This window comes from Niabella sp. (assembly GCF_030150205.1).
In the GTDB taxonomy this organism is placed as follows: domain Bacteria; phylum Bacteroidota; class Bacteroidia; order Chitinophagales; family Chitinophagaceae; genus Niabella.
The window spans coordinates 100962-120351 of the sequence record NZ_JASLGT010000024.1 but is presented as its reverse complement, the minus strand read 5'-3'; the positions used below and the strand labels follow the sequence as shown (position 1 = coordinate 120351).

The following is a 19390-nucleotide window of genomic DNA, read 5'->3' as shown; positions in this document are numbered from 1 at the left end:
TTTGTTTTTTAAGTTTTTACGATGCTTGTTTATTGTTTAGAAATGTTCTTTTGGTCGGGGCCCTTTAGCTGCTGCCATTGTTCGGCGGTCAGGACGTTTTTTTGTTTTTTCCGGAATTCCTTTCGCAACGCATCCATCCGGCTCTTTTTTTCATCAGCAGAAAGGGCATTATCCTGCCGGATGGACCGGGCCTGTTTTTTAAACGCTTCCTGTAAATCGTCCATTTTTTGTTGCTGGGCAGCCGAAAGATGTAGCGGCGGGTCTTGTTTGCCGGTTGTGCGAGGCAACTGGTTATTATCCCTGTTGCGGCTGTTTCCCGGCTCACGCTGGTCTACAATCACCCGTTGTTGTTGTCCGTTTTTCCGGCCGGAGGTCTCTTGTTCCCAGATCTTCTGCTGTTCGGGTGTTAACAGGGCATTGCGTTTTTGAGCCTGCTCCTGCTGCAATGCCTGTAATTTTTCCTTCTTTTCAGCCAACGTCAACGCTGTATTATTCCGGAGGGCTGAAACGGCCGATTTCCCTTCTTTTTGTAAAGTAATCAGCCGGTTTTTTTGATCCGCCGTCAGCTTCAGCTTTTGGTATATATCGTATTGTTCCCGCCTGGTTTCTGTACGCTGGATTCCTTCATTAGGACGGGAGGGTATTTCCTGCGCCGCCGCCGTTATCGCGGCAAACAATAATGCTGGGAAAAAAACGGCTTTTATATTCAATTTCGGACGCATTTATTTTTTCTTAGATGGGTTTTTGGTAAAATACCTTCTGTGGTCCTGTTAAATTTTTATAAACAGCTTTTGGACCACATTTTTACACAAAAGTTTAATAGTTCCGGAGTGAATTTTGAAGTAGGGGAAGCTAATTTTGCGGCGCATGAACCGGAGAAAATTTCTGAAATACAGCGGCATCCTGGGAGGCGCGGGGCTGCTTACTGGGCTTTATACCTCGCAGGTAGAGCCTTTTTGGCTGGAATTTACCCGGGTACCCATGCGGATCAAAAACCTGCCTCCGGACCTGGCCGGTAAAACGCTGATGCAGATCAGCGACATCCATATCGGGGAGCGCTCAAGGGATAGCTATCTAAAAGATTCCTTTATAAAAGCGGCGGCTTACCAGCCTGATTTTGTAGCCTATACCGGCGATTTTGTTACTTATGACGAGCCGCGCCAGTTTGATCAGTTGCATGAGCTGATGCGGCATGCCCCGCATGGCCGTTTGGGAACCGTAGCCATTTTGGGCAACCACGATTATGGTGCACGCTGGAAGGACAGCGTACTGGCTAATAGGATCGAAGACCTGCTCAAGGGCCTCCAGTTACCGGTTTTGAGAAATGCGCAACAGCGTTTTTCCGGGCTGAATTTTATTGGTATTGATGACAAGTGGGGCACCAATTTTAAACCCGAAAAAGCAATGCAGCACTGGAACCGGGAAGAGGCCACCGTGGTTTTATGCCATAACCCGGATGTGCTGGACCTGCCGGTTTGGAATGGTTACGACGGCTGGGTGATCAGCGGGCACACGCACGGCGGACAATGTAAACCGCCCTTTCTTCCCGCGCCGCTGTTACCGGTAAGAAACAAACGGTATGCTTCCGGAAAAATTGATTTTGATGATGGGCGTACCCTCTATATTAACCGGGCCCTGGGTTTTACCTGGCAGGTGCGTTTTAATGTACGGCCGGAGATCACAATCTTCCAGTTGGAAACGGCCTGATCAGTAGGGCAGGGAAATGTTCTGATACACGATTTTCCGGTACCCGTCTTTTTCAAACAGGATCCCGATGGTTTTCCGGTTCTGCAATACTATGCCGGAACAGGCAGTATAGCTGCAGCCTTTATACCGGCACTGCCTGCGGCGAAGCAACGGAGCAGGAGCAGACAAACAGCTGCATTTTAATCGGAACATTCTTATTGGCTGGTCAAATGTATTTATTTAAAACAATGTTACATTTTATGGCTGTATTACGTTAAGGGAGTAAATAGCACATATGAAAATTAACTGCTGCATGGTACTGCTGTTTTTTTATATAACCGGTTTTGCCCAGGAGCGGGTCGATCCCGGTATTGGTATAAAGCTTAACCTGACAACGGCGGCATCTGTTTTTGATTTTCCAACCCTGCAGTTGGGTGTTGAGAAGCATATTGGAAATCATTTGAGCGTTTTTGCAGAAGCCGGGTATCAGCTTTATTCCCTCTGGGCGCGGGATACTACGTTTGTAAAAGAGAAAGGATTTAGAACCAATATAGAGATGCGTAAATATCTGAAAGAAAAATCCCGTGGCAGAAAATTTTACGTGGGAGGGGCGCTGTTTTACCGGGGTAATACGGCCAATGACTGGACCTACAATGGTCTCGTATCTCAAACCCAAAGCAGGAAGCAACAGGAGACAGACGCCTTCTGGTTTAAAAAGCGCACATTTGGGTGCAATGCGATTACGGGGTTTGATTTCCTGTTCAAAAAATGGCTGCAGGTAGAGCTGTATGCGGGCATTGGAATAAAAAAGACGGCCACAGAAGACTTTGAACTGCAGGCAGGCCAAATCACCAACAAAGGACATGAAGATGTGATCGGGGCCATGCTTGCTCAAAACAATATGAGAAACGGGTGGGGACCCAACGCCACCCTGGGCATGCGGATCGGTCGTTTTTTTTAGTCTTGCAATGGAAGCTGTTTAATGCCTGAAAAATTTTATCTTACATGGGCTGTATGTATAAAGACCGCATCGAAATGTGAACGATGCAATCCTGAAGTCTTGTCTCGAAGAAAACAGCCGGATCATTATCCGTCCCGCGCTGGGCATCCGGATCGGGTACCGGTTATAGCACCCCCCGTTAGAAAATGGCTTCCAGTTCCTTTAATGCGTATACGGTATAGGTTGGTTTGAAATCCGGCGACTTATTTACGTGGTTGATGTATACCTGGTCCAGCCCTGCATTGGCAGCGCCCATGATATCGGCCTCCAGGTCATCCCCCAGCATGATGCTTTCAGTCTTCTGGGCCCCGGTTGCCGCCAGCGCAAAATCAAAGATCTCTTTATTGGGCTTTAAACTATTGGAGCCTTCAGAAGTAACTACTTTGTCAAAATAGTGATTGATCTTAGAGTTGTTGATCTTATGATGCTGCACATCCTCAAACCCGTTGGTGATCAGGTGCAGCTGGTAATTTTTTGATGTAAGGTATTCCAGTATCTCAACCGCATAAGGAAACAGCGTATTGCGGGTGGGCAGCATCTCTAAAAAACGCTGACTCATTTCCTTTGCCAGGGCTTCATCGCCTATTTTAAAATCGAGCAGGGAAAGCTGCATCCGTTTTACCCGGAGCTCCGCCTGCTTAATAAACCCGTTGCGGTACCGGGCCCAAAGCTTTGTATTATGGCCCAGGTACTGCCGGTAGAAGCGGTCAAAATCATCAACGCCCCGCTCTTCAAGTTTCAGTGCTGCATACAAGTCCTGCAAGGTCAGTTTCGCATTGGCATCAAAATCCCACAATGTATGATCCAGGTCGAAAAAAAGATGTTTATACTTCATGCCCGCAAATTACGAAAAAGACCAACGCTGCCTGGTCACGAATGTACGAATGGTGAAATTCAGATTTTCGCAAGGAACAATATTCAAAAAGAGCGTTATTACCCTTTTCAGAAGGTTCAAAATTGCTGCTGGTTTTGAATTGCATCGTAAAAGACGACCATAACGGCAACTGTCCCTATTCGTGCATTCGTGGCACAGTCTCTCTTACATAGATAATATTATTATAACATTAAGGTAATAGTTCTGTTACACGGAGTATGGAAATTTGAGAAACATAAATCGGAATGGCCCAACGCCGCATTGAAATAGCTGTTGTATCGGATCTGCATCTGGGCACTTATGCCAGCCGGGCAAGAGAATTTACTGCCTATCTGAAGAGTATTGACCCACGCGTGCTGATCTTGAACGGGGATATTATTGACGGTTGGCAATTTAATAAGCGATATTTTCCGCCCGATCATATTTCTGCCATAAAAGAAGTGTTTAACAAACTGTCAACGGGCACCCGGGTGATCTATATTACCGGTAATCATGACGACTGCATGCGCCGCTATTCCGACCTGGAACTGGGCAACTTTCTGCTTACGGATAAAGTGGTGATCGAGATCAACGGAGAAAAAGTATGGATCTTTCACGGAGACGTATTTGACCATACCACCACCCGGCAGGCAAAGTTTTGGGGTAAGCTGGGCAGCAACGGCTATGCCACGCTGCTGGTATTTAACAAATGGATGAATGCGGTTTCCCATTTTTTCGGAAGGGAGAAACTTTCGCTTTCGCGGAAGATCATGGAACAGTTTAATAAACGCATTGTGAACATTGATGCATTTGAAACCAAAATTGCAGAACTGGCGATTGAGAAAAAATTTGATACCGTTATTTGCGGGCATATTCATCAGCCGCAAAACAAGGAAGTGTGCACAGAAAAAGGAAAGGTGAACTATCTGAACGCCGGCGACTGGATGGAGCATATGACCGCCCTCGAATACTACGACAACCAGTGGCGGTTGTATACTTATGATGAAAAAGAAATGAAAACAGAACGCGCGGTAAAGGAAAAGCCCCATGCAACCGTGCTAACGAATGAAATCGCATTTTATTTACACGCATTATCCGATACAAACAATGAAAATTTTTTACGCCGTTCAGGCTACCGGTAACGGACATATCAGCCGCGCAATGGAGCTGCTGCCGTATTTAACACAATACGGAACGGTGGATATTTTTTTGAGCGGTAATAACAGCAATCTGAAACTGGATACACCGGTAAAATACCGGAGTAAGGGCCTGAGCCTTTATTATACCTGCAACGGGGGGCTCAACTACTGGAAGATCGCCCGGCACGTGAATCCGGTGGCCTTAAAAAAAGAGATCCGTGCACTTCCGGTGGAGGACTATGATTTTGTGATCAACGACTATGAATACATCACGGCTGCGGCCTGTAAATTAAAGAACGTACCCTCTGTAAACTTTGGACATCAGGCCAGCTTTCAAAGCAATAAAGTGCCCCGTCCGGAGGCTGTAAGCCGGTCGGGCGAATGGATGCTGAAGAACTACGCCCGGGGCGAACGTTACCTGGGATTGCATTTTAAGCCGTATGATGATTTTATTCTTACCCCGGTTATCAAGAAGGAAATCCTGGAAACCACACCGGTTGATAAAGGCCATATCACGGTGTATCTTCCGTCTTATTGCGACCATGAGCTACGGCAGATCTTTTCAGGATTTAAGGAGCACCGGTTTGAAATTTTTAGCCGGCAATCCGGTTCGGAGCGCATGGAAGGAAACATGCGGTTTATTCCGGTAGACCGGTTGCTGTTCAATAAAAGTTTGATCAGCTGCAAAGAGATCATCACTGGTGGCGGTTTTGAAACGCCTTCTGAAGCCCTGCACCTCGGCAAAAAAATAATGGCCATTCCCATTCGCGGGCAATACGAACAATGTTGCAATGCTGCTGCGTTAAAAGAAATGGGCGTGATGACCCTCTCAAAGATCGGAGCAGACTTTGAACAGCAATTTGAAAAATGGCAAAATGAGTATAAGCCCATACGGATGGATTATAGTAAGACTATACCGCAGAGTATGGAGCGATTGTTTGCATGAACGGTGAACGGTTGTTAGCCGCCGGTTATCGGCCATCAGATGATTTAAAAAAAATCTACTGCGGCTTTCTGTAACATTTTTCCGGTTGCTGCGTGTAGTAGTTATGCAAAACCTTTCCAAACCCTCGTCTTTTTATGGCCGGGCTACATTGTTTATATTTTTGATTTTTTGTGCATTGAATGTTCATGCACAAAACGTGATTTCAGGAAAACTTGTAGACTCTACTACCGGTAAGCCCCTGTATATGGCTACGGTTACGGTGTTTAACGCATCGGATACTTCTGTGGTCACCTACCGGTTAAGCGGGGAAGACGGAGCCTTTCGCATTCCTGGTCTTGCAGTGGAACAGCCCTACCGTATTATTGTTTCTTTTACCGGTTATACCGTTTATCGTAAGGAGTTCCGTTTATCTGCTGCGGTACCGGCGCTTAACCTGGGTACCATTGCATTGTTGCCGGATGCCAAGAACCTGGATGAAGTACTGGTTGTTTCGGAACGGCCGCCTATGGTGATCCGGAAAGATACGGTGGAGTTTAATGCCAATGCCTTTAAAACCTTACCCAATGCGTTGGTAGAAGATCTGCTTAAGAAACTGCCGGGTGTGCAGGTAGATAAACAGGGAAATATCATGGTAAACGGCAAACGGGTAAACCGGATCTTTGTAGATGGAAAGAACTTTTTTGGCAGCGACCCTAAAATGGCGTCGCGGAACCTGCCTTCAAATGTAATTGATAAGATACAGGTAACCGATGATAAAGATGAGCTGCTGGAAAACGGGGATGATAACCTGAACAATGTAGGGAAGGTGATCAACCTTACGTTTAAGAAAGGCGTCAAAAAGGGCGTGTTCGGAAAAGCATATGCCGGCGGTGGCGGCGGTATTAATGGTAGCCGGTTTGAAGCGGGCGCTATTGCCAACATCTTCCGCGATACATTACAGGTTAGCCTGCTGGGGTATAGTAATAACCTGAACCGGCCGGGTTTTGGATGGAACGACCTGATGCAAACAGGCGGTTTACGACGCAACCGCGATGTTTCGGGCGGGGGCAATAACAGTAGCAACAACAGTAATTTTGGTTCAAATATTTCTATTAACGGCATCAACTTTGGTGGTATGTCGCGCCTGGGCGGCGTTACGGCCAGTAACGGCCTTGGTTTTAATCTGAATCATTCACCAAATAATAAAAAATCTTTTTTTGCGCAGTATTACTTTGGACAGGTACATACAGATGTGGAAACGGATAATACCACCCGGATCTTTAACGGCGATACCGTCATTACCAACAAGTCCCTTTACAACACCGTTCTCCGGGGTAACACACATACATTTGGTGTTGGAATGAATTTAAAACCAGATACGCTTACCACCATCACGGCAATGGCTAATTATATTATCGGCAATGAAAACAACCAAAGCCGGAATAACCAAAGCGGCACCAGCAATGTGTTAGGTGATCTGAACAACGGAAACGTGGGCATTAACGGCGATACGCGTAATAATATCCTGAGAGAGAATTTTTCGCTGACCCGCTTATCGCGAACCAAAACCGGGCGCCGGATCTCTTTTGCGCAAGGCGTTGTATGGAACCGGAAGGCAGCGGATAGTTATACGGATGCCCTGATCCAATATATATATCCCCGGAAATTTGACAGTCTTACGAATCAGTTAAGAGCAGAACGCATTCCCACCTGGTTTGCTTATGCAGGAGCCAACTACCGCGAACCCCTGGGTAAGAAATGGTTTCTGCGGGCAGGAACGCGGTATGAATATGAAAACCTGAAAAACAATGTGGCTACCTTTGATAGAAATGGTGTTTTATATGATCAGCGGAACACTGACCTGAGTAGTGCGTTCTTGCGTAACAGTAATAAATACCTGGTGAGCACCGGGCTGGAATTTAAATACAAAGGTCTTGCCATTACTCCCGGCCTCCGTTATCAATACCAGCAATTTGAGAACAGGGTGTCCTACATTCCGGATCCCTTGATCCAGAAGCAGAGCAATGTATTGCCCCAGCTGGAGATCACTTATAAAAAATTAACCGTTAATTTTTCGAGGGATGTGCAGTTGCCGGATTATAATTACCTGATCCCGGTTCGTAATAATACCAACCCTTATGTCATTAGTCTTGGAAACACCGCACTTTTGCCGGCCATCATGAACCTGGTTTCTGTTAATCTGAATACCTTTAATCCGAAGAACAACTTGAATGTATGGAGCTGGGGCGAAGCGTTTATCGCCAATAACGACGTGGTACAAAGCGTAACAGTGGATAAAAGCGGCATCCAGACCATACAGCCTGTAAATGCGAACGGGAGCAAACGGGTGGCTGCTAATTTTGGACTCAACCAGGACATCAAGTATAAGAACAGCTTTACTTTTTCCTGGAATGTAGGCACCTGGACCGAGTACCGGATCAGCCCGTTCTTTTATAACCAGGCCGCCAGCACGCAACAGCGGCTAAACAGTAATATCTGGAGCAACCTGGGTTTTAACTGGGATGATAAACTGGAAGTAAGACCGGCCTATTCTTTTTCTTATATGAGTGTAAAGAATACCAATCCGCTGTTTACCCCGGCCCGCAGCTTTGATCAAACAATGGGTACCGAACTGGTTGCACGATATGTAAGGCATGTGATCTTTGATACCGAGTTGCGCTATCTGAATAATAATGCATTTGCAGATCCGCAATACCGGAAAATGTTTATGTGGAATGCGGGTGTAAACTTTACATTCTTTAAAGATGAGCGTGCGGTGTTGCGGCTCTATGCCAATGACCTGCTGAACCAGACCCGGAATACCGATATCATTCCTTACCAGAATACAGTACGCACTACGTACAGCAATATCCTGGGGCAATATTTCCTGGCTACTTTTACTTATAACATGCGCCCGGCCGGTGCCAAGAAGAAAGTGGGCGGCGGATGGTCGCTTTGGTAGAAGTTTAAAAGCAGACCTGTTATTTGGCAATTTTTAACCTGCTATCTTAATAACCTGCGCCGTAAGTGGAAAAGTTACTGAACACCCGTTCAAATCGCTTTTGTGCTGCATCAAAAATGCTGTTGATAGGCCGGGATGCTCTAATGTCATCATTGACATCGGAGTACCCAAAATCCTTTTGCACAGAAATAAAAGGCTGGAACGATAATTTATTAACGGCAATTTCGGATAGCAGATTATCGGCTTTTACTGTTACATCAAACGGCTCATTTAGAATTATGGGAAACATCTTTTTATATACAACCATAAACTGGCAACCGTAAAAAGCATCAATCCAACCTAAGTTATCCGCAACCGGAAGGATATGCGCAAAGCCGCCGGAGGGCCCCCCTATTAAAAGATCTGCTCCCAATTGGTGGGCAGTCAGAACAGATCTTATAAAATCATTTTTGGAGTAGTGCTCCGTAAATATATGGTCGTCTTCACATATAATAACCAGGTCTTCATCATTTTGTACTGCCTTGGTTATAATATTCCTAATCGTTTGCCATAAACCTAGTGCTCCTACCGGCTCTTTTATTGCGGCTACAATTGTGATATCAAACTCTTTTCGATATTGGAATTGCCGTTGAATATGCGCAAGCCGGTCTTTTCGCTCTGGTAAGTTGATGATAAATGTAGGTATGGTAATGGTTTCGACATCAATCAGATCGGTTCCGTTCTGCGGAGTAATGGTTCTAAGATGCTTGGCAACACCCTTTAGAGTCTGCATTACTTTGTCACTCTGAATAAATAACTTTTCTACTATTTCAGGCTTATTGTTTTTTGATGTTACGTCGGAGTAACCATAATCCCGCTGTATAGAGATATAAGGATGAATCACCCATTTTTTATCTGTAAAAGCAGATATCCTGTAATCTCCTGCATTAAAATCATCAAGCCCAAGGTTTAGAAGCGGAGTAAAAAATTTTCTAAAAATAATAGCGAACTGCAGGCCGGAGAATTTTTCGATCCAGTATAAATGCTGAGAAGATTGATAAGTGGTTTGAAACCAGCTAATACCTCCTAACAGAATATCAGCATCAAGGTTTACAGCTTCTGTAATGCATTCTTTAAGAAGTTCATATGAGTAATGCTCGGTAAACTGATGATCATCCTGACAAATCAATATATATTCTTCTTCGGGATGCACGAGGTCTTTCAAAATATGCTTCATTGTCTGCCATAGGCCGATGAGGCCTATCTCGTGGGAAATAGCTTCAACAACGGTCACCCTGAATTCATCTTTACCTTTAAATTCTTTTAACACTGCTTTTTTCCGGTCAGGACGCGATTTAAGGTTAATAATATAAGTGGAAAAAGGAATTTGCATGGTTCTATTTAAAAATGTTATTGGTGCTAATGCTGCAATCAGAATCTGGACTTTTTTTTAACAATCGATTACAATAAAATCACTTGCCCCTCATCTCACCTGGATGATTTTCTCCGTATAAAATACCGTTCCGGTTGCCGTTCTTCCCTGAACGGTAATCAGGTAGCGCCCTAAAAGATCGCCTGTATAAAACTCAATGCGATTATCTTTGGTAGCATTCGTGTTTATTACAGGATTCCAGTAAATCGTTGTGAGCATCTGCTTTTGATCTTTATCTGTCAGCAGATCCTTGTTCATACCATAAAACTGCCGGGCTGTGTAAACCGCTTCCTGGCGAATGCCATCCAGAATGCATCCCTCGTATCTCACTCTCATTGACTTAAAATCAGCCGGATTGCCGATAACAATCAAATATCGTTTGCCGGTTATTGGCTGACGGCTATCAGGGTCACTTGCCGCGTGGACCGGGCAATTCAAAAAACCGTAGCTGCAAACAAAATCGCCACATTCATTACCGCCGGGAGGGCTGGTTTCTATCAGTGCCGACGATCGCGATTTTACAACCACAGCGGCCAGCTGTTTCACCGCTAACAGATCCTCTTCCGGTGCGTCTGTTTGCCTGTGCCAGGAAGGATCTGCACTATTTTGTACCCGGAGCGCTGGTATCCTGGCCAGTAACTCTTTTGCGGGCAGGGTAACGGCCGCCTTATAACCGCCAGAAGACATTCCCCTGCTTACCGGTTTGATCACTAATGACCGCCCGTCAGGAACAACAATTTCTTTGGCGGATGGGTAAAAAAAACCGCCCCGATCTGTTTGAAGTAACCCGCGAAGGGAATCCCGGCTAATCAGCAGGGCTACCGGCTCCCGAACCTTGCCGTCAACGGCCACCACCTGGCCCACAATGCGCGCCCTGCTGAAGCTTACAGGATCTGTTGTTTTACTCTGTTCCATCGCCTTCTGCCAGGTATACCGCCGCCACCCCTTCACCAGCAGCAGGGTATCCATACCAGACGGCGTGCCTGACAGTTCCAGGGCGGCATCCTCACCAAGCCAGTGACGCAGATAGAACCAGGCTGCCATATTCTTTTTATATAGCGTATCCAGCCTGCTTAAATGAACTACAGAAACAGCAGCCAGTCCTTTCACGGTCGTAGCATTGTCCGCCATGGAAATTGTCAGCTGTACTGAATCCCTCCTGCTATACACCTCTTTATTGGTTGTAATATCCAAATCCGGGATCTGGCCTCTGTTTCCAAAGTATAATCGCTCCGCCACCGGCCGGCCCATGTCATCTGTCAGTGTAAGACTGATCAGCCCCGCAGACTGATCACCCAGCCCAAGGTTGATCATCTGTTCGGCCCTTACTTTAAACGGAGCCGATATTACCACCTCATTGCTTAAAAGGTGCCGGGCAATGATCTTATACATGGCCGTTGATGAAGACTGTACCCGTAGCTGAAGCAACCGCCCACTTCCCCCGTCTACCAGTTCGATTGTGGCGCCCTGCTTTAATGCCGGAGGTAGAGGATAAGAGCGGGAAGTTTCGCTGTTCAGCAGTTTCACCGAATACTCAACTCCTTCCCTGGGCAGCAGGCTGAATATACCAAGGCCGTATTGATTGGTCCTGATCGTATCCGTTGGTGCACCGTTTAATAGCAATACAGCTTTTCCTGCGAATGGATGCCCTCCGGACTTCATTTCCACACCAACCCTCGATTCCAGCCCGTTTACCAGGTCACCCCCTTCCGGGTAGAAAGCAATGGAGACACTAACTCCCGCCGGCCCTTCATGCACCGGCAAAACAGTGTCTTTACCGGTAGCCAGGATCATGATTTTTGAGCGGTACACCTGTTGCGGAACACCGTTCTTATTAACCATGTTAGTAAATGCCAAAAACTCATAGGCGCCTGCAGACAAGCTATCCGGGAGGTAGCAGTTACCAGCCGCAACACCGCTCTGTATAATAAAACTTTTGGTCAGTACTATTGCAGAATCAGCAGCTTTTCTTAAAGCCACCGAAAGCACATCTGGTGCCAGGCTATCTGCCATTTTCCAACGGTCTAATAAATAACCCGCCAGCCACAGTGTTTCCCCCGGTTTATAAAAATCTTTATCCGTAACCACATACAATAATTTGCCGGGATGCGCCTGTTGATAACTTCTGATTGCCGAATGTATTGCATCATCAGCAGACTCCTGCGCTTTGGCCGCCGTTGCGAATGCAAGCAAACACACTGCCAGCAGATATTGCAGCTTAATGCTACGTGTAATGATAAAAAGCATCTTTGTAATCCAAGTGACTTGAATAAAGCCTGTTAAAAAATACACAGGCTTTATTAATAAGTGCTGCCTAAACGCAAGTATATGCGCCCGTAGTACCTTGCACGCATACAGCTGCTCCCGGACAGCTTCCGTAATGCGGATTTCCACAGGTAGCTCCACCTCCAATCCCTGGAAGCCCTCCAGATCCTCCAGGATCCCCGGAACCACCGGTGCCGCTTCCGGACCCTCCACCTATCGGGCTACAATAAATGGTATATCCAGGTGCCGGCGGTTCCGGGCAATAATATCCTTCCGGACAGGCACCACTAGCAGTACAGTCAACAGGATCCCCATGTCCACCGCGTAGTTTTTTCAGTTGATCGCGTGTCAGAATCTCAACACCGCCAACTGAAGCAAGATTCAATTTTAGTTTCTTCATTACTTAATGTTTAGGTAAAAAATATTAACAATGCAAACCTACCATTAGTCATTCCGGTATATCCGGAATGAGCAAGTATAATTACTGCTCGCGGCAGATCTCAAAAATGGCAGCGGGGGAAAAGCACAATTTTTCTGACGGTGAAATTACTTTTACTTCTTCTCTTGATAATATTTCCCCATATTTCATAAATAAACTATTGATCATTTCTCCTTCTTCTTCATAATAATATGAACTTCGCGCCCGGTCATACTTTATCGGGAACCCCATTCCCTTCATTTCGCTCAGTATTTCAGACAGGCTGCTTTTGCTTAGCCTGTTCTTTTTTGCAAAGGTTTCCAGGTTCCCGGTGGCTTTTCTTTTGATCATATAGTCAATGTACTTCAGACGGTTAATATATTTTGCAATGCCCATAAGTAAACATTAAGCAGTTAAAAAATTGTTCAGATCCGGTATGCGATACGTTTCCGGTAACTCGTAGACCTGCGCATGCTCTTCTTTAGTATTGGTACATAAAAAGAATGTTGGCGTATACGAAATTCCAGTCGCGTCGCACCATTCATGCATCTGTTTTATTTTTATGTCCTGTTGTTCTAATTCTCCGTTTAATGGGTATTTACCTGCAAATGCAGAGTAGTCCTGACTCAGGGTAGTGTACCAGTCATCCAGGGCTTTTTGAGTATGTGCCCTATCTTTTTGAGCATCTATAGCCAGTAAATGCCGTACTGGGGCTCTTCTATAATCTTTATCATCTTCGGTGGCGGTAAAAATGATCTGCAGGCAAAGCTCATCATTGTTTTCGGCCAGCGCTTCCAGTTCCGGATGTGCCATGGCGCAGGGGCCGCAATAGGGATTGCATACCTTTATTAATTTAAACAATCCATTTGGGTTGCCAATGGTGATGCCCAGTTGCGCAGCAGGGAGCGCTGTAGTCTTTTGTTTTGCCAGGAGTGCCTCAAATATCTGGGGATTATGCTTCATCCGTTGCAGTTCTATAGTTTTTATCCGGGCTTCTTTTGCTTTCTCTACGGCGGGTAACAACAAGAATATCGCGGTGAAAGCAGTTCCGAATGCTGCAATGACAGATCCCAAGGCTGTCAGTGGAATTTCCTGAAGAGGCTGCAACGTATGAAAACCTCCCATCAGCGCTGTTACGAACTGCAACAACAGTACTGCTTGTACCAGCAGACAGAACATGCACCACTGTTTGACTACCTTCCACTGATAATAAATGGAAAAAATAACATAGGACAACGCCAGTATGTTTATGCAGCTCAATAGTTGTAAGACGGATGCATTGGTAATACCGGCTACAAGTAATGCAATCAGCATTCCGGAGAAGTAAGTCAAACCAATGCTACTCCAGCTAAAACCAAATATTTTTGCAGCTTTTGAGTTGAGAATGGCGGCGCAATTTACCTTTTTGCCCGCCTGACAAATTCGTCTCAGCAAAGGGTTGTATTGATCTACTTCATGCCATAACAATAGAACGCCCACGATACAGCCCGCCAGTGTAAGCAGGATAAATAAAACGGGTGCTATTATGTTTGTTATATTACTGAAGGGAAGTGTGATGACCGGCACTAGACATATAAAAATGGTCAGCGTCGGTAAGCCAAATGCGAGAAGGGATTGCAGTGCCTTTTTTCTTTTTTCTTCCAGTTGATGCCTTTTGAATTCCGTCTCTTCGGCATTTTCTTCGACCTCCACGGCAAGTATAACTCCCTTAAAAATTTTATCAAACCCGCCAAAAGATAGGGATCTTGGCTTTTTTGAGCCAGGATCATATAGCACAACTTCGTTTTCGGCGAGTTTTGTAACTACACCAAATGCAGTTCCACCTCTTGAACTTTCTATATGTGCCATAAATGGGACAGAAATCTCCGGCTCCGATAAGATTTGATCTTGATTTAGCTTCAAGGCTGCGGAGGCTACATTGTAGGACACACCCAGCACATCTGCAATAGAAGCCAGGCTTGGATAATCAGGGTGTTCAAGAAGCGATTGGCGTAAATGCGTGTGAGTGAATTTGATGTTCAATTGGTTCAATAAATAAGCTGTTGCATCTTCACAGGATTGCAGCGGTTGCAGCAAGCGGTTTAAAAAAGACATCGGCAATCGTTTTAGGGTAAATAAAAATTCTGAAGTTATACAGGTTGAAAAGCGGCTTCTGAAATTTTTATTTTTTTAAAGATAAGAAGGACGAATCAAAAAAAAAAATCTCAAGTACGTAAAAAAGAATTTAAGAATACTTCTAATGAAAAAAAATATGTAGGTTTGAAACGACCAAAAACAGATGCTGTGAAACTACTGGATAAACGCTTTGCCTTCTATAAACAGCTCAACGCCATGGACTGTGGCCCTACCTGCTTACGTATGGTGGCCCGCTCCTACGGAAAACATTATAATGCTGATACGCTGCGCCAGATGGCCGGTTTTAGTAAGGCTGGGGTCTCTATGCTGGGTATCAGCGATACTGCTGAAAAGATAGGTTTCAGAACTCGCGGAGTAAAGCTGACCTTAAAACAGTTGCACGAGGTGCCACTGCCGGCTATCCTGCACTGGGAGCATAATCATTTTGTTGTATTGACAGATATAAAACGGCGCAGCGTTATGGTTGCTGATCCGGGGAAGGGGTTTATAACTTATACAACCGCAGAATTTTTGAAACACTGGGCTGCTGCAAAAGATGAAGAGGGCAATAATACCGGCGTCGCTTTATTATTGGAGCCTACCCCTGTATTTTACGAATCTGAAGGTGAAAAAGAACATAAACTAAGCTGGTCGCTGGTTTCAAAATATTTATTGTCAGCCAAGTGGCAACTGGTCCAGGTGTTTATGGCTTTTGTAATTACCTCTTTGTTGACGCTTATTTTTCCCTTTCTTACCCAAAGTGTGGTAGATGTGGGCATTAATGCCCAGAACCTGCAATATGTGGTAATGGTATTGATCGCTCAGACCGTGCTTTCCTTTAGCCAGACCATTGTTGGATTTATCCGAAGCCGCATTATGCTACGCATTTCCAACATCCTCAATATACAGATATTATCCGATTTTTGGATAAAACTTACGCGCTTACCTGTTTCGTATTTTGATATGCACCATACCGGTGATACCTTACAGCGCATCGGTGATCATGGAAAGATACAGGGCTTTCTTTTAAGCACCGCATTGTCAACTATTTTTTCTTTTTTCAATTTTATTATTTATGCTATTGTGTTGATGATCTATAGCGTGGAGCTCTTCTTTGTGTTTTGCATTGGCAGTATTATTTATTTTGTGTGGGTGCAATTATTTCTAAGGATCCGGAGGAAACTGAATTATGAGCGATTTCACCTTTCTGCCAAAGAAAACAATGCCACCTTGCAGATGATCCAGGGCATGCAGGAAATTCGCCTGAACAATGCCGAAAAACAAAAGCGCTGGGAATGGGAAAACATACAGGCCAATGTATTTAAGCTGGGGTTTAAAAACCTGAACTATAGCCAGGTACAATCCGCAGGTGCTACTTTTATCAGCAGTTTGCAGGGAATTGTCATCAGTTTTATGGTGGCTAAACTGGTCATTGATGGTAAACTAACTTTCGGAGCTATGCTGGCGGTACAATATGTGATCGGGCAGCTCAGTGGTCCCATTCAGCAGTGGGTAGGGTTTGTGCAAAGCTTCCAGGATGCTAAGATCAGCATGGAGCGGTTGAACGAGATCCATCAGCTGGACGATGAAGAAGACCTCCAAAAAAGTTATATCGGCCAGCTGCCGGAAAATAAAACCATTGCTATCAGCAACCTTTCTTTTACATATCCCGGCGCAGGTAATGATCCGGTTTTGGAACATATAGACTTGGTTATTCCTGAAAACAAGGTTACCGCTATTGTGGGTGTAAGCGGCAGCGGAAAAACAACCCTGGTCAAATTGCTATTAAAGATATATGAGCAATATGAAGGGGATATAAGGGTGGGCTCGTCTGTCCTGAATAGTAAAGAGGGAATAAAATTTGCTTTTTTGAGTCATCCCTATTGGCGCAGCGAATGTGGAGCCGTATTGCAGGATGGCTACATCTTTAATGATACCATTGCCCGGAACATTGCAGTGAGCGATGAGGAGATCGATTATAACCGGTTGATTCAAAGTTGCCGTATCGCCAACATTCATACTTTTATTGAGAGCTTGCCCAATGGTTATTATACAAAGCTTGGAGCGGAGGGGACCGGCGTCAGCCAGGGACAGCGGCAACGGATCCTAATCGCCCGGGCCGTATATAAAAACCCTTCTTATTTGTTTTTTGATGAAGCAACCAATTCTCTCGATGCCAATAATGAAAAAGAAATCATTGAGAACCTGAACCGGTTTTTTAAAGGAAGAACGGTAGTGGTGGTGGCACATCGCCTGAGTACGGTAAAAAATGCAGATAAGATCGTAGTGCTGGACCGTGGTAAGATTGTTGAAGAAGGTACGCACCAGGAACTTTCTGATTTAAAGGGCAAATATTATGAACTGGTAAAAAACCAGCTGGAGCTGGGTGCGGGTTAACCGGAAATAAAGGCAACCCAATATGCGGAGCAGAATTTGTGAGCGGGGTTTTCTATGTTTCTATGGTATTCTTCCAAAAGCAACATTTTATTTTAGACATACATAGGGCATATTATGAGTAAAAGCATGGCAACAGAGCAGGAGTTATCCGATGAATATCTAAAAGAGATAACCATCGCTAAGAATTTTCGGGAGCGTTCAGATATTGCCCAGGAGATCATCAGCCGCAGGCCGGATTTTTGGGAAAAATGGGCATTGATCATTTTTCTGGTTCTGTTATTGTCGCTCACAGCGGGCACCTGGTTTATTCAATACCCGGATATTATTGAAGCGGGTGCGGTACTTACGGGTCAGAATGCTCCTAAGGAAATTGTATCAAAGCAGACGGGGAAATTGACCGCTTTATTCGTAAAAAAAAACCAGCAGGTAAAACAGGGCGAAATACTGGGGTGGCTGGAGTCTAATGCGGATACAAAAGAAGTGGTTGCGCTTTCAGCGAGGCTTGATAGCGGTATAAAAATGTTGGGCGAAGGACAATCCGGTTCTATTGTCGGGTTGTTCAATAAACGTTTTGATAACCTGGGGGAATTGCAGGCAGGGTATCAAACTTTTGTTGCCGCCTTGCAACAGTACAACGATTACCTGGTGAACGGCTTTTATTTCCGGAAAAAAGAGTTGCTACACAGTGATATTGCTTCACTTCAAAACATGGGAGAAAAAGTAGCACAACAAAAAGAGCTTACGATAAAAGATAATGAACTCGCGCGCACTACTTTTGAAATGAACGAAAAACTCTTTAAGGAAAAAGTGATTTCAGCAGAGGAATACCGCCAGGCCCAAAGCGCACTTTTGAACAAGCAAAAGAATGACCCACAAATGGAGATAAGCATTATTTCCCAGCAAAGTCAGATACGAGATAAGCAAAAAGAAATAGATCAGCTGAGTCATGATATCCTGCAGCAGCAGCAAACTTTTGAGCAGGCCTTACAAACACTGAAAAGCAATGTGGATGACTGGTTGCGGCAGCATACCCTACAGGCACCTGCAGAGGGGACCGTAGTATTTGCGCTGCCATTGCAGCAGAACCAGTACCTCCAGGCTGGGAAAGTACTGGGTTACGTAAATCCGTCGGACAGTAAGTACTACACAGAAATAAAATTGTCGCAGAGTAATTTTGGAAAGGTGGATACTGGTATGAAGGTACAACTGCGTTTTGATGCCTACCCCTATCAAGAAACCGGCTTTGTACCCGGCACGCTCAACTATGTATCTGGTATAGCAGTGGATAGTGTTTTTTTGGGAACAGTGCGTTTGGATAGAGGGTTAACCACCAACCAAAATAAAATCATTCCATATAAGAGCGGATTGAAAGCCCGCGTGCTGATTATTACAAAGAATATGCGCCTATTAGAGCGACTTTATTATTCTATAGTAAAAACGAGCTCTGTAAATAAATAAAGACCAGCGTATAACAGCGCTGGCCTTTATGGACAATTTTTTAAACCCTATTTGATTTCAAAAACCGTATTTACAGTAAAGCTCAGCTTGATCTTTTTAAAATCCAGGTCGGCATCGCCTCCGGCCATATCCGCAGCTTCTGCTTTCATCGCATAGTTCCGGTACATTACGGGTTGCATCGGACTATCGCCACCATCCTGTATTTCCAGTACATTTCCCAGTGTTCCACCCAGGGCTTCCACCATATAAGTGGCTTTTTCTTTTGCCGCTTTCAGTGCTTTTACTTTCAGCTCTTTTTTCAGCTCTTCCATTTTGGAATAATCATAGCTCTGAATACCGGTGCTTTGAATGCCTTTGGAATCAACTCCGCTCAGGATCTGATCCAGTTTGTTCAGATCGCTTACTTTTAAAAGATACTGACGGCTGGCTAAGAAATCGGGATTCTTTTTCTTACCGGTGGTATTGGCCCAGCTATTCAGGTTACTGATGGTTAAATGCTCTTTGGAGAAGCCGGCTTTTTGCACGGCAGCAAATAATTGATTCTCCAAAGTTGAAATATCCACTCTTTTTTTATTGTTGCCGTTTTCGAAATATTCCTTTAGCGAAATACTTACATAAATGATATCCGGTGTGATCTCTGTTTCGGCGGTACCACTTACGGTGATCTTTCTTCTCAGGTCAACGGTTTGTGCACTTACGGTTCCCAGGGCAACCATTGACAATAATGCGAATGCGAATAATTTTTTCATGTTTTTACTTTT

Annotated in this window: 15 protein-coding genes; 7 read left to right on the top strand and 8 right to left on the bottom strand. The window is 44.8% G+C overall.

What is annotated here, in order from left to right; genetic code table 11:
• Positions 1-29 precede the first annotated feature (29 nt).
• The gene (locus tag Q1V85_RS17220; RefSeq protein WP_300601770.1) at positions 30-722 is read right to left on the bottom strand and encodes a hypothetical protein; all 693 of its coding nucleotides are present in this window, start codon (positions 720-722) and stop codon (positions 30-32) included.
• 145 nt (positions 723-867) lie between these two features.
• Here Q1V85_RS17220 and Q1V85_RS17215 point away from each other — a divergent pair, with 145 nt between their 5' ends.
• On the top strand, positions 868-1707 hold the full coding sequence (locus Q1V85_RS17215; protein WP_300601769.1) for a metallophosphoesterase: 840 nt from the start codon (positions 868-870) through the stop codon (positions 1705-1707).
• Here the strand turns inward: Q1V85_RS17215 and Q1V85_RS17210 are convergent, their stop codons facing one another.
• Positions 1708-1875, bottom strand: coding sequence for a hypothetical protein (locus Q1V85_RS17210; protein ID WP_300601768.1), 168 nt, complete (start codon positions 1873-1875; stop codon positions 1708-1710).
• 106 nt (positions 1876-1981) lie between these two features.
• Between Q1V85_RS17210 and Q1V85_RS17205 the strand changes: the two genes are divergently transcribed.
• A complete protein-coding gene (locus tag Q1V85_RS17205) occupies positions 1982-2647 on the top strand; it encodes a DUF3575 domain-containing protein (RefSeq protein ID WP_300601767.1) in 666 nt (221 codons plus the stop codon).
• Positions 2648-2825: 178 nt separating this feature from the next.
• Here the strand turns inward: Q1V85_RS17205 and Q1V85_RS17200 are convergent, their stop codons facing one another.
• Positions 2826-3521 carry a YjjG family noncanonical pyrimidine nucleotidase gene (locus tag Q1V85_RS17200; protein ID WP_300601766.1) on the bottom strand — a complete coding sequence of 232 codons (696 nt, stop codon included), beginning with the start codon at positions 3519-3521 and terminating at the stop codon, positions 2826-2828.
• Positions 3522-3805: 284 nt separating this feature from the next.
• Between Q1V85_RS17200 and Q1V85_RS17195 the strand changes: the two genes are divergently transcribed.
• The 3 genes from Q1V85_RS17195 to Q1V85_RS17185 all read left to right on the top strand — a co-directional run bounded on the left by Q1V85_RS17195 (position 3806) and on the right by Q1V85_RS17185 (position 8565).
• Positions 3806-4681 carry a UDP-2,3-diacylglucosamine diphosphatase gene (locus Q1V85_RS17195; RefSeq protein WP_300601765.1) on the top strand — a complete coding sequence of 292 codons (876 nt, stop codon included), beginning with the start codon at positions 3806-3808 and terminating at the stop codon, positions 4679-4681.
• Positions 4647-5624, top strand: a complete 978-nt coding sequence (locus Q1V85_RS17190; protein ID WP_300601763.1) for a glycosyltransferase family protein — start codon at positions 4647-4649, stop codon at positions 5622-5624. Before Q1V85_RS17195 ends, Q1V85_RS17190 begins: the two co-directional genes overlap by 35 nt.
• 196 nt (positions 5625-5820) lie before the next feature.
• Entirely contained in the window at positions 5821-8565 is a 2745-nt protein-coding gene (locus Q1V85_RS17185; protein ID WP_300601762.1) for a TonB-dependent receptor, read from the top strand.
• 46 nt (positions 8566-8611) lie between these two features.
• Here the strand turns inward: Q1V85_RS17185 and Q1V85_RS17180 are convergent, their stop codons facing one another.
• From Q1V85_RS17180 to Q1V85_RS17165, 4 genes are all read right to left on the bottom strand, one after another.
• Positions 8612-9937, bottom strand: a complete 1326-nt coding sequence (locus Q1V85_RS17180; RefSeq protein ID WP_300601761.1) for a hypothetical protein — start codon at positions 9935-9937, stop codon at positions 8612-8614.
• 90 nt (positions 9938-10027) lie between these two features.
• Positions 10028-12454, bottom strand: a complete 2427-nt coding sequence (locus Q1V85_RS17175; protein ID WP_300601760.1) for a hypothetical protein — start codon at positions 12452-12454, stop codon at positions 10028-10030.
• Positions 12455-12722: 268 nt separating this feature from the next.
• Complete coding sequence (locus Q1V85_RS17170) at positions 12723-13055, bottom strand: hypothetical protein (RefSeq protein ID WP_300601759.1); 333 nt, start codon at positions 13053-13055, stop codon at positions 12723-12725.
• Positions 13056-13064: 9 nt separating this feature from the next.
• Positions 13065-14753 carry a vitamin K epoxide reductase family protein gene (locus tag Q1V85_RS17165; RefSeq protein ID WP_300601758.1) on the bottom strand — a complete coding sequence of 563 codons (1689 nt, stop codon included), beginning with the start codon at positions 14751-14753 and terminating at the stop codon, positions 13065-13067.
• Positions 14754-14918: 165 nt separating this feature from the next.
• On the opposite strand from Q1V85_RS17165, the gene Q1V85_RS17160 reads away from it, so the two are divergent.
• Entirely contained in the window at positions 14919-17171 is a 2253-nt protein-coding gene (locus Q1V85_RS17160; RefSeq protein WP_300601756.1) for a peptidase domain-containing ABC transporter, read from the top strand.
• Between the two features lie 114 nt (positions 17172-17285).
• Positions 17286-18629 carry an HlyD family efflux transporter periplasmic adaptor subunit gene (locus Q1V85_RS17155; RefSeq protein ID WP_300601755.1) on the top strand — a complete coding sequence of 448 codons (1344 nt, stop codon included), beginning with the start codon at positions 17286-17288 and terminating at the stop codon, positions 18627-18629.
• Between the two features lie 47 nt (positions 18630-18676).
• Here the strand turns inward: Q1V85_RS17155 and Q1V85_RS17150 are convergent, their stop codons facing one another.
• Positions 18677-19378 carry an SIMPL domain-containing protein gene (locus Q1V85_RS17150; RefSeq protein ID WP_300601754.1) on the bottom strand — a complete coding sequence of 234 codons (702 nt, stop codon included), beginning with the start codon at positions 19376-19378 and terminating at the stop codon, positions 18677-18679.
• Positions 19379-19390: the final 12 nt, after the last annotated feature.